The sequence below is a fragment of the Limnohabitans sp. Hippo4 genome, assembly GCF_003063605.1.
Lineage (GTDB): Bacteria > Pseudomonadota > Gammaproteobacteria > Burkholderiales > Burkholderiaceae_C > Limnohabitans_A.
The window spans coordinates 45613-60604 of record NZ_NESE01000008.1 but is presented as its reverse complement, the minus strand read 5'-3'; the positions used below and the strand labels follow the sequence as shown (position 1 = coordinate 60604).

The window sequence follows — 14992 nt, the reverse complement described above, 5'->3', positions numbered from 1 at the left end:
TTGAGTACATTGAAGGCTTCTACAATCCAGTTCGACGTCACAAACATCTTGACCAACTCAGCCCCCTTGAGTTCGAGAGACGTCAAATTGCGCTATGAAGAGTGTCTACAAAATTGGGGGAATGCCAAAACAACCTACGGCATCAATGGACTAAATGGCAGCATCGATGTTGTTCTCAACTTAGGTGTGGGTGACAAATTCGATCTTTCAGCTTTGGGGCTTCACAATTCCATCAATGGCCCAGCAATCATCAGCAGTTTGTCCGCAGTTTCAACTTCGGGTACGTGGGGTCTGATCAAGGGTACTTATGTTGGGGGCATCTTTACCGCAAACACTGGATTAGACACGCACACTTTGCTAGCCTATGACACGGAAGGTGTGTCGGGCGGCAATCTGGGTAGCGTGGTGTTAAAGGGCTTGTTTGGTGGCTCTGCAATAAAGGGCATCGTTACCCTAACAGCGCCAGGTCCAGTTTCACCCAATCTCACCCTAACTGGAACGAGTTCAAATGAAACTTTGACAGGTGGCGTGGGTGACGACACCCTCAGTGGTTTAGGTGGTGTTGACAATTTGTTGGGTGCAGGCGGCAATGACATCTTCAACGTCACCAATACCGCTGACGATGGCAACGACATCATTGACGGCGGCACAGGCAATGACACCATCGCTGTTGCGGCTGGCCAAGCCATTGTTTTTGCAACTGTAGATGCCAACATCACAAACGTTGAGTACGTCACGCTGGGCGCAGGCGCAAGTGTTACTCTGACAGGACAAACCGAAGGTTTCAACATCACGGGAAATACTGGCAACGAAACTGTGGTGGGCGGTGCAGGCAATGACACCATTTCCACTGGCGCAGGCAATGACACAGTTAACGGTGGTGCTGGTGCGGACCTGCTAACAGGGGGTGCAGGTGCTGACGCATTAGACGTTGGAATCGATGCAGTCGTTGATACGGTATTGCTCAGTGTTACAGCCGACAGCTATGTGGGAAGTATCGTTTCTGGCACGACCAATCTAAGCGCCAGCGTTGATGTGGTGAGCAACTTGGCGGTAGGTGACCAAATTGATTTAAGAGCACTTGGGCTCAATGCCAGCATCAATGGTGCGGCAGTGAACACCAACCTGGCTGCGGTATCGGCAGCTGGCACATGGGGCCTGGTGGTTGGTAATTACGTGGGAGGTGTCTTCACGCAAAATACAGGCGCGGAAACACACACTTTGCTGGTTTACGACATTGATGGGGTGGCTGGGGGCAGCTTGGGTGCCGTGGTGCTCAGTGGCCTTTTTGACGGATCGGCCGTTAACGGTTTGATTACCTTGGCTGCCATCACAGGCCTTGCCTTGATAGACAGTGGTGGCAACGATAATTTAACTGGTGGTGCTGGCAACGACACCCTCACGGGTGGCGTGGGTACAGACAACTTGGTTGGCGGCGCGGGCAACGATATCTTTTATGTCACAAACACAGCTGATGACGGAGGCGATACCGTCAACGGTGGGTTGGGTACAAATGACAGCATTGTTGTTGCTACAGCGCAAACCATTGTCTTTGCCGCAGTAGACAACAACATCCGTGGGGTGGAATTTGTGACCTTGGGTTCTGGCGCTAGCGTGACGTTGACGGGTCAAACCGAAGGTTTCAACATTACAGCCAGCAGTGGCAATGAAACCGTAGTGGGAAGTGACGGCCCCGACATCATGACAGGTGGCACAGGTACAGACAATCTAAGCGGTGGATTAGGTGATGACGTATTCAATGTCATCAGTTCGGATGGCGGCGACACCCTACAGGGTGATGGTGGCAACGACACCATTGTTGTGGGTGCAGCAGAGTCCGTTACGTTTAGCAACGATGCGAGGATTACAGGCATTGAAAACATCACGCTTGGTGCTGGTTCATCAGTTACTTTAACTGGCCAAACCGAGGCTTTCACAATCACAGGCGGTGAAGGCAATCAAACAATCTATGGCGGCAATGCTGCAGACTCCATTACTGGAGGTCCTGGGACTGACAACATCTATGGCGGTAGTGGTGATGACACGTTCTATGTCAGCAACACGGCCAATGATGGCAATGACTTGATCAATGGAGAGGGTGGCATCAATGACACCATTGTGGTAGCCGCAGGTCAAACCATCATTTTCTCTTCCGTTGATTCAAAAATAGCTGGCATTGAAATTTTCACTTTGGGTGCAGGTAGCAGTGTGACGCTAACGGGGCAGACAGAAGACTATCTCAAAATCAATGGCACAAGTGGCATTGAAACGATCATTGGAAGTAACGGTGCAGATCAAATTACGGGTGGCGGTGGTGCAGATAATTTGAGTGGTGGCCTAGGTAATGACTTGTTCTATTTTGCTTCTGGCGCATACCTTGGACAAGCAGCCAATGTGAGTGGAGACGCCGGAACGGATCGGATGATTTTTAATGGCGGGCCTGGATCGGTTGTTTTGGTAGACAGCGATTTCGCCAATGTCTCTAGTATGGACAACATTGAATTTAGCTTGTCTGGTGGCGGTGGTGGCAGTCATTCGTTTACTTTGGGGACTGCTGCAAGTGCAGCGTTCCCAAATGGAATTTCTTTTTATGGTGCCGCCATGTTCAACAGCACCAGCCTCACCATTGATGCTGCTAATTTGACAGTGCCAATTTCAATCCTAACTGGTTCAGCTTTTGTGATCGAGTCAATTCAAGGCGGCAGTGCCAATGACATCTTAAAAGGCTACAGCGCAGCCGATACGCTAAACGGAGGTGGCGGCAATGACACCATTACAGGTGGTCAAAGTACGGATACGCTAACTGGTGGTTCTGGCAGCGATACATTTGTTTACACAACCGCGTCAGACTCCAATGCCAACAGCAGCAACATTGACAGAATTACAGATCTGGTTCTCAACGGCTCTAGTGGCGACTTCTTGGATTTCACATTGACCGGCACACTGACTGTTCGCACAGCAACAGTAGCTGCAGCATTAACCGCTGCCGACAACGTCTCCGAAATTACAGGATTGTTCAACAGCACTAATGGTACCGAAAGTGCATCTGAGTTGTTTACCGGCGGCACCAATGCTACAGCTATTCTGGCCACCTTCAATAATGGCATCCTGCTGATTGTGGATGTGGATGGTAACGGCAGTTACACCGCCAATGATGTGGTGATCAACGTCACTGGCGTTACCGTGACAGATTTCTCAACAGCTTGTTTTGTTTAAATTCGAATTGAATTTAACGCGCGTAAGTTAAGTCGAATTGGACAATCTGATTTAACGAAGCAATTTAACGCCACTGTCAATACGCCTGTCCGTTCGCCTTTTGCTGCCATCTTTCAAGTCATCAAGTGATTTGGCAACGGCATTCAAGCTGATGCGAATAGGCAGGCCTTGGGATTCGTAAAGATCCACCTCAATGCCTGCCTCTCGAAACAGGCGCATGGCCTTGCTGATGAATTCTGCACGAGCAGACATCTCTAAGGTTTCAATTCGCGCTACCGTTGTTTTAGCGACACCCATGAGTTGCGCAAACTCTTCTTGATTCCACCCAATTGCGGCGCGAGCAGTTCGCAGAGCGATAGCAATTTTGGCGCTTTCCAGCATTTCAGAACTTGACATTACTAGCGTTCTCGCTATTATTAGTCACGTTAATGCTAGTAACTAAGTGGTTGATATTTGTGCCCATTATAAATTTAACTAATGATTTTTTGAAGCAATTAGATCGTCCGAAGAATAAAAAGAAAGAAGTTTTCTTTGATATTACTTGTCGCGGTTTGATGTTTGAAGTTCGAAACTCTGGTGGAAGAACTTATTACCTCAAGTACCGAGATGGTCGAGGGCATACAAGACAGCAAAAACTGGCGGATGCCAGAGACATCACTTTGCGACAGGCAAGGCAACTTGCCGATAAGAAAAAAAGCCAAATTGCGATGGGGCATGATCCGCTTGAGGCCAAACGGATTCTCAAACAAATTCCCACGGTGACCACCTTTATTCATACGCGTTATTTGCCTTATGTGGAAAGCTACAAACGCTCTTGGAAATGCGATAAAGGTCTTTTGAAAAATCATATTGAGCCTATTTGGGGTGACCGTTATCTAGACCAAATTACCAAAGACGACATCATCGAATTGATGGCGAAGCATCGTGAAACACACGCACCTGGTTCCTGCAATCGGTTACTTATATTGCTGCGATACATGTTTTCATTGCCTTCAAAATGGGACTTGCCTTATGCGGTAACCAACCCAACAAAAGGCATCCCGTTGATGAAAGAAGAAACCATCAAGGAAAGATTCTTAAGTTCAGATGAGGCGCAAACTTTAAATTTACAACTGCTATCGTCAGACAACCCCATGCTTCAGTACATCGTGCCAATGTTGCTATTAACAGGTGCCCGAAAACGCGAAGTATTGGACGCGCGCTGGGAAGACTTTGATTTTGAAAGACGAACATGGCGTATACACACTACGAAGTTAGGTAAACCAAGACACGTACCAATATCGGACGGCGTTAAAGAGGTTCTCAAACAAGTCCCAAAGTTAAATACCACTTGGGTTTTTCCGAATCCGAAAACATTGAAACCATACGTTTCCATTTGGCACAGCTGGAATCGTGCACGTAGCAATGCCGATTTGGCAGAAGTTCGGATGCATGATTTAAGGCATTCCTATGCCAGCTTTCTAGTGAACTCCGGCAGAAGTTTGTTTGAAGTTCAACGTTTACTTGGGCATACCCAAGTAAAAACAACACAGCGTTACGCTCACTTAAGTCATGAGACATTGTTGGATGCGAGTAATGCCGTGACCCTGGCTGTTGGTCCATTGTTTTCAAAAGAATAAACCCTACCCCCTTTTGAGGGGCAGGGTTTGGAATCGTCCAAGTTCCCCAACAGAAGTTGGGGGAACAGGGGTGATTAGGCAGCCAAGTCGGCGATCAACAGAGTCAAGTCAACCAAGCCGACCAACTCGATGACGGTGTCATTGTCATCCAAACCATTGGCGCCGATGTCACGGTAGATGTAAGTGTTGCCACCATTCTGGAACACAACAGCATCAGCAGCTACTGTAGCAACAGTATGGCTGCCTGCAGCAGTCAAAGCGGCATCCAATGAGCCTGAAACGCCGGTTGTTTTAGCAACGAATGTCACCGCTCCACCGAAGGTGATATTGTCAGATTTAGCTGTAACCAAATCACCTGCAGCATTAGCAGCAAGGCTGTAACCTGTAATGCTGTCCATCTTGGCATAAGTTGATGACAATGCACCGAATGTCAATGTATCCAATGCCGCGCCAAGCTTTACAGATTCAGTCAAAGTACCAGCAGTCCATGACAAACCAGCAGTTGCATCACCTTTAACCGTACCAGCAGTAGTTCCAGTTGAGAACAACAACGTGCCGTTCAAGCCGGAAGCATCGATAGTTGCCAACTTGGAACCTGTACCGCTGTTGGTAACGGTGGCTGAGCCTGTACCAGTCAAGGTAACAGAAGTCAAAGCGCCCAAGTTAGTCCATGCGCCAACTGCGGCTGTAACGTCGTCATCAGCGTTTGTTGGAGCAATTGTGATTGACGCAGTTCTGTCAGCGCCAGTCAACTTGGAATTGTCAGCACTCTTGTTAACTGCAATAGTTGCTGACTTAACGTCGCCGGTCAAAGTAACAGCGGAGTTGGCGTAAGTTGTAACGCCATTCAAAACTGTTGGAACAGTAGCTACGTCTAATGTGATGGACGAGGCTTGAGCCGTAACAGTTGTTGTACCTTTAGCCGCAACATTCAATGCACCAGCATAAGCAGTTACGGTTGCAGTATCACCTGTGTCAACATCAGTACTACCTTTTGATGCATAACCTGCAGCAGTAATAGTAGTACTTGCATTTGCATTGACTTTTTGAGTGTCAGCAACTTTGGAAATCACGCCACCAGCAGCAGCAAATGTGTACTCGGTAAATTGTGAAGTTTTATCTGCGCGCACTGTAGCCACGCCTGTCAGTGACAAAACTTCAGTATTCAGTACATTTGCTTTCAAGCTGTTGTAGGCGCCAACAGAGAATGTTGTAGTACCAAGAACGACTGTATCTTTGCCATCGCCACCATCAACAACCGCTGAACCAACAGCTGAAGTCATAGTGATTGTGTCATCACCTGCGCCTGCATTAACAGCACTTGTACCGCCACCAGATACGTTGACAGTAATTACGTCATTACCAGCGCCTGTTGCCAAAGATGATGTCAGTTTTGCTGCGTTAGTCAGATCTGTGGCAGCAATGAACGTCACAGAGTCAGCGCCTGCGCCAGTTGTAACGTTCAAAGTTGATGCCAAAGGAGCCAAAGTCAATCCACCTGTTGAGGTTGAACCGTCAATAGTCGTGACAGCAGTTAAGTCGGTAATTGTGACTGTTGCATTGCTTGTAATGCCCAAGTTCAAAGTCTTGATGGTGTCACCAGTAGTTGTTCCAGCTACGCGATCGACCAGAGTCACTGTTCCTGGAACTGCACCAGCAGTGGTGGTTGCTGCCGTTGCGGCTGCAACAGAACCAGTAACGGTAGCTGCTGCCAGCAATGTCGCTTTTGCAGTTGAGCTTGAATCTGTGAATGTGAAGGTACCAGTTGAACCAGCCAAAGCCAATTTAGCGTTTGTAGCTGTTGAACCATACTTCAAAGTGTTCGCGGCTGCAGTAGCGCCGGAAACCGTCACAGTTTGAGTGTCTTTCAGGCTGGTCACATCAGTGGCTGCGCCGTCAATTGTGATTGAAGTTGCATCTGCATTTGCAGCAATAGAAGCGTTTGCTGTGATTGCTGCTTTTGCACCTGCCAGTGCAGCTTTAGCGCTAGCGTCAGCTGCGTAAGCAACAGCCAAAGAGCCAGTTGTAGCAGTTGTGATTGCTGTTACCGCTGCATCTGCACCAGTATCAACCAAAGCAGCTGTAGCAGCCAAAGCATCCGCACGAGCTTCAATTGTTGCATCAGTAGTTGCCGTGCCATCTGCTGCTTTGAGAGCAGCAGCAGCAGCAGCCTTCAAACCAGCAAGAGTGTTAGTTGTACCGACCAATGTGAGACCGTAATCCGTAGCAACACCAGCAGGTGTTTCTGCAGAAAGTGCGCCACCTGTTGGGTTTTTGCCAGCGGCCAAGTTGGTAAACTTAGTTACTGTATTCATTGCTGCATCTTGTACTGTACGTGCTGCGTCATACGCAATTTGCGAAGCAACAGCAGCAGCAGCAGCAGCTGTGTTAGCACCGATCACTGAAGCCAAGGTTGCAGCAGCGGTTGCTGCAGCAGTTGTAGCGGCAGCAACCGCTGCGGAGCCAGAAGCCAAATTGTCTGAACCAACATAAGAGATGTTCTCAACGTTCTTAACTGTCAAACCAGTCAAGGAGTTGTTATTTGCGGCCGTGATGGTGATAGTCAAAGTATCGTTACCAGCGCCACCGTCGATGGAGTCACCAGAGTTGATAGTTGTCTGAGCAGCGCCAGTTGTAGCAACTGTAGCGGGCGCAGTGATTGTGTCGTCGCCAGCGGAGCCAACGATTGTGTCCACACTAGTAGTGAGTGTGAAAGAAGTAACAGGTGCTGTAACGCCAGCTGTTTCGAACTTGCCTTCAGCTTTACCAGTTGTTTGTGAAGCGGCCAAAGCAGCGTCAACTTTAGCGTTGAAAGCTGTAGCGTATGTACCGTATGTAGTGTCGGCAGTCATTTGAGCAAAGCCGTTGAGCAATTCAACAACTTTAGCGCCTTTGTTTGCGCCAGCAGCTGTCAATTGAGCAGCAACCCATGCGTCCAAACCTGTGAGTGAAGCCAAACCGAGGTTTGTAACCAAAATGGTACCAACTTCTGCGTCTGTCTTCTTAGCGAAGTCAGCTGCGTACAGTTTGTTTGCCAAGGCGCTTGGGTCTTGTGCAACCACTTCGAGGTAAGTTGCGTTGCTCAGTACTGTGTTGTACAGACCACCGGCCAAGCGAGCGATGATCGTGCCGTTTGTAGAGATTGCCATTTGAAATCCTTTTGATTAAAAAAATAAACTTTCTGCAGAAAGCCGAGCATTCCTTTCGGAAGCTCGTTAAAGATCTCGGTTGCTTGTGCCGATAAAGGCATGAACGTCCAAGAGCTTTGACAAGCGCCCATACGAGTGAGCGCGGTTTTCGAGCAGACGAGTGATTGTAGAGGTTTTTAGACTTCAATTTTTGTGATTTGAGTCACACACAGACGCAGGAAAACCGTTTGTTGCAAAAAAACGTCGCAATTTTGGGGTGTTTTTGCGCAATTTTTCATTTTTTCAGTTCTCGCTCCATCTGATTCCGGCGTAAACACCTGAATTCTTTAAATTAAACAAGGTGTTATTGGATCTTTGTGAAGTGGCTTCAAGGTTTATTCCAGCACTCCAAGCCTTGTTTAGAGGCACCCAGTAACCCAGACCCCATTCGGTGCGGTGCGTAATGGTTTTAAGGTCACCCAATAGCTCGCTGTAAATTTGGGCGTCGCTACTTTTGGCATATCGCACCCAAGTGCTTAGCTGACCCAATTTCATTTGTTGCCAAGGGCGCCAAGGCAGCGGCATCCACTGCTCATGCCTAAGGAGCAAATCTAATCGGCGCTTGTCGCCACCAGGGCGTGCCGGATCTTGGGCTTTGTCCAAGCCTTTGCCAAGCACCACTTGGCTTTCCTGCTCTTTGGCTTTACAAAGCATTTCTAAGCGTGCAAACGAGTACAGGCCATTCAAGCTACCCGACAAAGGAAAGGTTTGAAGGGTTTGCCCCACAGAGGGCGCGAATTTGCACGATGAGCCTTCCATTTGAAGCGCCGCCTTCCAAGCAGGCTCAAATGTTCTGTCCCAATTGAACTTCAGGTTGTACCCAGTGTCCGAGTAAGCATTGGCACCGCTCAACCAAAACTGTGTGCCCCCTACAGACAATTGCCACTGGCCTGATGCCGCACCGGCAATCATGGGCAAACTGTACTTGGCAACAGCCTCGGCGGTTTGGTTGCGATCCGGCTTGATACCCGTCAGGGTGTCTGTGTGCAGTGCCGTTTTGTGGGAAAGCGAAGCCCCAACCGACAACTCCCCTAAAGACAACAGCCCAGAGCCTGCTCGGGTAGTGCCCTGAACGGCAAGCAGGGTTTTGGCAGCAGGGCCAGACACTGGCTTGGCTGCGTCCGACAGACCAATGGTAACGGGGCCATTGGACAGCATTAAAGTGAGTGTGTCTGTGAATGTGGCACTGTTGAGGTTGGTTTCATGGCCCAGAGCGCCTTGCACCAAGGTGCTCCATTGCCAGGGTGCCGCCAGCACATCGCCATGGCTCAAAGCGGGTTGCTCAAAGGCTTTGTCCAATTGTGTTTTGAGGGTTGGCTGAATATCGGGGCGTTGCAGCACTTGGGCCAGCATGGCTCTGGCCGAGCCCTTGAGACCAATTTGTGCCAACGCCTGCGCATAGTCCAGCTGGGCGCCAGGCAAATTAGGGTCAAGTAACAAGGCTTTTTCTAAAGAAACAGCCGCTTCTTCGACCTGGCCTTGACTTAATAGCTGTGTACCCCGCGCAGCATGAAATACCGCCACGTTTTCACAAGCCTCCAACAAAGCGCTAAGTTTGCCAGGGTCGTTGGTGCGCCACGCTTCAGCCGGCGGGCATGCAGCGCTTTGAGCCCACGCCAATGAAGGCGCAAAACCAGATGCCAAAGCGATTAACAAGACCAGGCGAAGGTGCACAAATTGCTCATCAAAATAGGAATCACCGGATCATACCGACGAAAGGCTTAGCCAAAGAGGCAAAGTCTAGTTTGGCGCAAGCAAGGCAGGCGGTTTAGCCTACTGCGCCAGCTTCCATTGACGACACCAATTGCAAGTGTGAGGGGTCAATGGGCACGTTCAGTGCATAAACCGTGCGGGGCGCACGCATACCAGATAACAAAAAGTCGCCCAGCTTTTGAGTGTTTTGTGCTTCGGGTGCATTTGCGCACTGCGCCAAAGTTTTGGGGCCAACCAGCACAGGGTAGCCCAGCTCGGCAGTAAGCTTTTCCAAACGTGAGGCCACGCTAACAGCTTCGCCCATCACGGTGTGCACGCGGCGGCGAGCCGGTCCAAACGAGCCCACCATGACAGGTCCGCTTTCAATGCCAATGCCAACGTCTAGCGGTGGTGTTTTACGTGAGGCCACTTTGGGCAGCTGCGCAACCCCTTCTTGCCACACCACTTTAGCTGCCTTTAAAGCTTGAAGTGCGTGTTGTTCGCAAGGGCTGGAGCCATTCCATACGGCCGTAAGGCCATCACCCACCATTTGCTCCACCACGCCACCATGTTCGGTCACGATTTTTTCGATGGTGGTGTAGAAGATGTGCAAAACAGTGGCCGCGTCTTCGGGGGTACGCTCTTCGCAGTATGCAGAAAAGTTGCGCAGGTCCACCAGCATGACCGTAGCCTCGCGGGTTTCGGCAACCACTTGTGCAGTAGGTTCCTGGAAGGCAATGCGTCTGGCGGCTCCTTCGGGCAAGTAGCTTGACAGGTTTTGGTACAGGCTTTCGCGCTCTGCACGAACGCGCAGCATTTCTGCAGCGGTTAAAAGTGCTGCAGCCAAGGCCACGAATAGCGCTGGTTGACCCCAGCCCAACCACTGATGCGCACCCAGCAACAAGGCTGCGTGTGCGCCAAAAATAATTGCACCAGAGGCCAGTGCCACAGCAGGCACCACCAAGGCGGCTTTGGGTCCCGAAGCTTTCAGGGAGAAGATTAACACCAACAATGCCAAAGCACCCGTAGCCAAGGGCCACAGAGGTGCCCAAGTGGGCGCGTAAGGCGTGCGCCCATCGAGCGCTGCTGACAAAATTTGGGCATGAACTTCTACACCGCCGACGGCACCACCTTGCGGCGTGGGTACTGCGTCGCCACCGCCAAAAGCGGTAGAACCCACCAAGGCCCATGCGCCTTTGAGCATTTGTGGAGGCACCTTGCCTTGAATGACATCCACAGCAGACACAGAAACAAAGGCTGCGCGCGGCATTTGATATGAGACCCGCAGATGGCCTTGACTGTCCACAGGTAATTGCAGGCCGCCAATATCAAGCACCTGGCCTGATTGCATCAAGCCTGGTGCTGCTTTCAACACTGGCTGAGCGCCCGTGGCAACAGAAAGACCGGCCAAGGCCAATGCAGGGTAGGCTTTGCCCTCGAAACAAACCAAAGCAGGTATGCGGCGAATGTTGCCATCAGGGTCAACCACAGGGGTAATGTGGCCTACCGCCTGGCTGTTTTGCGCAAATGCCGGTGCAGCGCCCATAAAGCCGAAGGCTTGGATGGCCGTGCTAGGACAAGTTGCATTTGAATTTGTACTTGCATGGAGCGCACCAGCCAACAGGCCGCTCTTGACTTGGGCGTCTGGACTTAATGCAAACAGCTGAGAGATAACAGTGGGCGCTTTGCCGTTTTGGGTTAACAATGCATCAACCAGTTTGGCATCTTGAGCTGGGTGTTGCTCGCCATCAAACAGCACATCCACAACTTTGAGATTGACGCCATATGCATCTAGGCCATTGAGCAGCTGTGCCATTCGGTCACGAGGCCAAGGCCATGCACCTAAAGCTTGCGTGCTTTTTTCATCAATGTCGACCACCACCACGCGGCGCTCGGTAGCGCTGCTATCGGCCAAGGCCCAAGTGCGGCTTGCCAAGCGTTCTTCCCATTGCTGAAGCTGAGGCGCAAACAAAGCGCTAAAGGCAGCCATCAGCACCACCGCCATAGCAGACACGCAGGCATATAGCCATGCGGGGCGCTTTAGGAGGGTTTGGACCAAGGCTTTCATGATGCGTGCTTATTGGCTTAGCGGCCCCACAAGGTGGCGCCACTGAAGGTGCCGGCGCCAATGGGTGCACGGAACAAGAATCCAGCCTGTCGCGCATCGAGGGTCACAGCGCCAGCCACACTGCCTGCAGCAGTAGAACCGTTGCTTAAGAAGATACCCGTGCCAGGATTTAGAGTGCCGCTTTGAGAGAAGCTTTGAACACCAGTGCCTTGGGCCGTCAGATTGAGGTTGGTGGTGAATGTTTTGCTGGCAAAGTCGACACCCAAGGTGCCTGATTGAACGCTAGCAGGCTGCATTTCGTTGGCCGCATTGCGGTAATAAGCAGATGAGTTCTTAAGCCCAAAATCAACCTTGGTTGTGAGGGTTGGCAACACGTTGAGCTTGCTGGGTTCGCGGAACAAAAAGTAGTAACCATCGCCCACCGTGACTTCGTTGCCTTTGAATGCCTCTAAAAATGGGATGGTCAAGTTGTCGCCGGGAATGGCACCGCCCCAACGCCCCCAAATGAGTTTGGTAGCAGCGACTGCGTTAAGCGGATTTTTGGACTCGGTTTCGGATGCCAAGGGTCGCTCGGCACCCTCACGCGACTGCCGGTCCAATTGCAGCACACGAGAGGCATCTGACTGACCCGATTTGCCAATGTTTTGCAAGCTGGGGTCGGCAGAGCCTAAGCGGTAGACCAATGCCTGGCCCAGCATTTCGGCGGTCAGTTCTTTAGCGCGGGAGGTGGTGCAAACGCCCAGGGACTCGGCTTTGCAAGCACTGTCGAAAGGGGCCATCACAATGGCGCCCTGATTGACAGTGACGCGAATGACATCTTTGGCCACTTGGGTAACAAAGTCGGTGCCCTTGACGCCAATGGCCACCAGGGGTGTATTCAAACGAAAGCGGTCTTTGGCAGCTTGTGCTGCAGCACCTGAAATAGAGCGCGCCTCGCCTGAGTCTAGACTTAGGCGAACCACAGACGACGCAGGGTCGGCAGGGCTGTACTTGAATTCGTGAATGCGAAACACCGAGTTGGGGCGCACGCTGACGCGAGCACCGTCTATGAAACGAATGTGCACATGGCCATTGTCGGAGGTGCGAATGACGTCACCTTCTTGCACCGAGCCGCCTTTTTGTGGTTCGGCTTCTTGGGTGCTGCGCTCAATTTTGGATTTACCAATGGTGAGCGTCACTTCGCCCACCACCTGAGTAGCTATGGCCACAGAAGTCAAGCACATCAAAACAAAACCCAAGAGAGTACCCACGACACCGCGCTTCAGCAGACGAACGGCTGAACCATGAGGTTGAGTAGAGACTTGAATTGACATGGTTTGACGCAATATTGGCAGGAAGTATAAAAAGGAAAGCTTGGCAAGTCATGTGCGCACAATCACACCTTCCAGAAAACAAGGCAGCTTGTTTGGCCTCCAAAGTGCGGTGCATTACAGACTGGTAGGGGAATAAACCCCTAAGATACGGGGTCTAGTTATATGGCCGTTCATCCCTCACTATTGCAGCAGTTTGCACTGATGCGTTTGTTTCCTGCAGACGCTTTGGCCCAACTGGCTGCCCACTCTAGCACGCATGCGTTTGCCAAGCGGGAGGTGGTGTTGGCCAAAGAAACCCCCTCACCCAGCCTCATGTTTTTGCTAGAAGGCAGGCTACAAGCCATTGATTTTACGCTGGATGGCAGAGAAGTAGGCCTTCACTTTATTGAAGAAGGTCAGTACTTTGGCGAGATTTCTGTGCTGGACGGGTTGCCCTCCCCCGAGGTGGTCATCGCCAATAAAAAATCTCAGGTGGTGAAGGTGCCTGCTCGCGAAGTCCGTGGACTGATCTTTGCCAACCCACCTGCCATTGAAGCGATCACCACAGGACTCACCGAGCGCATTCGGGCGCAAGCTCATCAACGCCAGATTTTGGGCATCATCAGCCCCCTGCAACGCATTTGCGCTTTGCTGCAAAACCTGTCTAAAGACGGCAAGAACCCCGAAGTCATAGCCAATGCGCCCACCCACCAAGAAATTGCCATCATGGTCAACCTCACACGCGAAACGGTTACGCGTGCTTTTCAGGTGCTGCAATCTCAAGGTGCATTGGCGCGAGATGGCGATGACTTGAAAGTCGACACAGGCAAGCTCAAGCAACTTGCAGAGAAATCTGCCGATTGACAGGCTCGAGCTTTACTTTATATTGATCGATAAGAGATGAAACACCGCTACGCACACGAAATTGATCCCAACGGCGGCAGTGCCGCTGCGGTGTTGGCACGCATGGTCGAACCCGGTCAACGTGTCCTTGAGTTGGGCACTGGCCCTGGCACTGTGACGCGTATTTTGCACAGCAAGGGCTGCAAAGTGACTGGCGTCGAAATGGACCCCGAAACTTTGGCCACATGCGAGCCCTTTTGCGAGCGAACTCTGCAAGCCAACCTTGAAGATCCCCAATGGTCTGCGCCATTGGCTGGCGAAACTTATGATGTCATCATTTGCGCAGATGTACTAGAGCACCTGCGAGATCCACGGCCTTTGCTTGCTCAATTGCATGGTTTTTTAAAACCTGGCGGCAGCGTGCTGATGTCCTTGCCCAATGCATCTCACCTGACCGTGGTGGCCAGCTTGTTGGGCGGGCGATTTCCGTACCAAAAAAATGGACTGTTAGACAACACCCATCTGAAGTTCTATGGCCGCGAGGACCTCGATGCTTTGCTTCGTGAATGCGGCCTGTTGTGGCAAAGCTGGCACACCGTGCAAGTGGACCCAGCACAAGCCGAACTCAAAGCCTATTGGAATCAACTCGACCAAGTGACTCAAGATTTCTTAAAAACCAAGTGTGTTGACGGCGAAGTTTACCAACATGTGGTCTGCGCGCAACCGGTAACAGACCAAGCGCATTTTCAAAAATTGGAAACCGAAAGAAACGCCATGATCAAAGCACACGAAGCACAAGTGCTTGAATTAAAGGCGGCGGCGGCTGCACAGCAGTCTACTTGGTTGCTTGAAAAGCAAAGCATTTTGGCGCAAAACGAAGCACAAATGAATGGCTTATTGGCGAGAGAACAAAACATCCAAGCCACTTTGGATTGGACAGAGGCTCAATTGCAGAACCACAAGCAATCGCTTCAAGAATTGCATGCGCAAATTGATGCCCTCAAACAATCAACTTCATGGCGTATTACAGCGCCACTCCGCAAACTGCTGAATTTATTTTCAGATTCTTGAACG

Annotated in this window: 9 protein-coding genes; 4 read left to right on the top strand and 5 right to left on the bottom strand. The window is 50.8% G+C overall.

Annotation, left to right across the window (positions count from 1 at the left end; all coding sequences use genetic code 11):
• The first annotated feature begins 48 nt into the window (after window positions 1–48).
• The gene (locus tag B9Z46_RS14600; RefSeq protein WP_158268449.1) at window positions 49–3216 is read left to right on the top strand and encodes a calcium-binding protein; all 3168 of its coding nucleotides are present in this window, start codon (window positions 49–51) and stop codon (window positions 3214–3216) included.
• A gap of 51 nt (window positions 3217–3267) precedes the next feature.
• Here B9Z46_RS14600 and B9Z46_RS14595 read toward each other — a convergent pair whose 3' ends face one another.
• Complete coding sequence (locus B9Z46_RS14595; RefSeq protein ID WP_108257319.1) at window positions 3268–3612, bottom strand: helix-turn-helix domain-containing protein; 345 nt, start codon at window positions 3610–3612, stop codon at window positions 3268–3270.
• A 32-nt stretch (window positions 3613–3644) separates the two neighbouring features.
• Between B9Z46_RS14595 and B9Z46_RS14590 the strand changes: the two genes are divergently transcribed.
• On the top strand, window positions 3645–4835 hold the full coding sequence (locus tag B9Z46_RS14590; RefSeq protein WP_108257318.1) for a site-specific integrase: 1191 nt from the start codon (window positions 3645–3647) through the stop codon (window positions 4833–4835).
• Between the two features lie 74 nt (window positions 4836–4909).
• On the opposite strand, the gene B9Z46_RS14585 is transcribed toward B9Z46_RS14590, so the two are convergent.
• The 4 genes from B9Z46_RS14585 to B9Z46_RS14570 form a co-directional block, all read right to left on the bottom strand.
• Window positions 4910–7984 (bottom strand): hypothetical protein, encoded by a 3075-nt coding sequence (locus B9Z46_RS14585; RefSeq protein WP_108257317.1) that lies wholly within the window; start codon window positions 7982–7984, stop codon window positions 4910–4912.
• Window positions 7985–8266: 282 nt separating this feature from the next.
• Window positions 8267–9697 (bottom strand): M48 family metallopeptidase, encoded by a 1431-nt coding sequence (locus B9Z46_RS14580; protein WP_108257316.1) that lies wholly within the window; start codon window positions 9695–9697, stop codon window positions 8267–8269.
• 94 nt (window positions 9698–9791) lie between these two features.
• The gene (locus B9Z46_RS14575; protein WP_108257315.1) at window positions 9792–11783 is read right to left on the bottom strand and encodes a CHASE2 domain-containing protein; all 1992 of its coding nucleotides are present in this window, start codon (window positions 11781–11783) and stop codon (window positions 9792–9794) included.
• Between the two features lie 17 nt (window positions 11784–11800).
• Entirely contained in the window at window positions 11801–13096 is a 1296-nt protein-coding gene (locus B9Z46_RS14570; RefSeq protein WP_146179275.1) for a FecR domain-containing protein, read from the bottom strand.
• Window positions 13097–13258: 162 nt separating this feature from the next.
• On the opposite strand from B9Z46_RS14570, the gene B9Z46_RS14565 reads away from it, so the two are divergent.
• Window positions 13259–13939 carry a Crp/Fnr family transcriptional regulator gene (locus B9Z46_RS14565; protein ID WP_108257313.1) on the top strand — a complete coding sequence of 227 codons (681 nt, stop codon included), beginning with the start codon at window positions 13259–13261 and terminating at the stop codon, window positions 13937–13939.
• A gap of 36 nt (window positions 13940–13975) precedes the next feature.
• Window positions 13976–14989 carry a bifunctional 2-polyprenyl-6-hydroxyphenol methylase/3-demethylubiquinol 3-O-methyltransferase UbiG gene (locus B9Z46_RS14560; RefSeq protein WP_108257312.1) on the top strand — a complete coding sequence of 338 codons (1014 nt, stop codon included), beginning with the start codon at window positions 13976–13978 and terminating at the stop codon, window positions 14987–14989.
• The last annotated feature ends 3 nt before the right edge of the window (window positions 14990–14992 follow it).

Bases quoted from the DNA above. Each gene is read 5' to 3' on its own strand.
- B9Z46_RS14595 (WP_108257319.1), bottom strand. From the start codon at position 3,612: ATGTCAAGTTCTGAAATGCTGGAAAGCGCCAAAATTGCTATCGCTCTG.
- B9Z46_RS14590 (WP_108257318.1), top strand. From the start codon at position 3,645: ATGCTAGTAACTAAGTGGTTGATATTTGTGCCCATTATAAATTTAACT.
- B9Z46_RS14585 (WP_108257317.1), bottom strand. From the start codon at position 7,984: ATGGCAATCTCTACAAACGGCACGATCATCGCTCGCTTGGCCGGTGGT.
- B9Z46_RS14575 (WP_108257315.1), bottom strand. From the start codon at position 11,783: ATGAAAGCCTTGGTCCAAACCCTCCTAAAGCGCCCCGCATGGCTATAT.
- B9Z46_RS14570 (WP_146179275.1), bottom strand. From the start codon at position 13,096: ATGTCAATTCAAGTCTCTACTCAACCTCATGGTTCAGCCGTTCGTCTG.
- B9Z46_RS14565 (WP_108257313.1), top strand. From the start codon at position 13,259: ATGGCCGTTCATCCCTCACTATTGCAGCAGTTTGCACTGATGCGTTTG.
- B9Z46_RS14560 (WP_108257312.1), top strand. From the start codon at position 13,976: ATGAAACACCGCTACGCACACGAAATTGATCCCAACGGCGGCAGTGCC.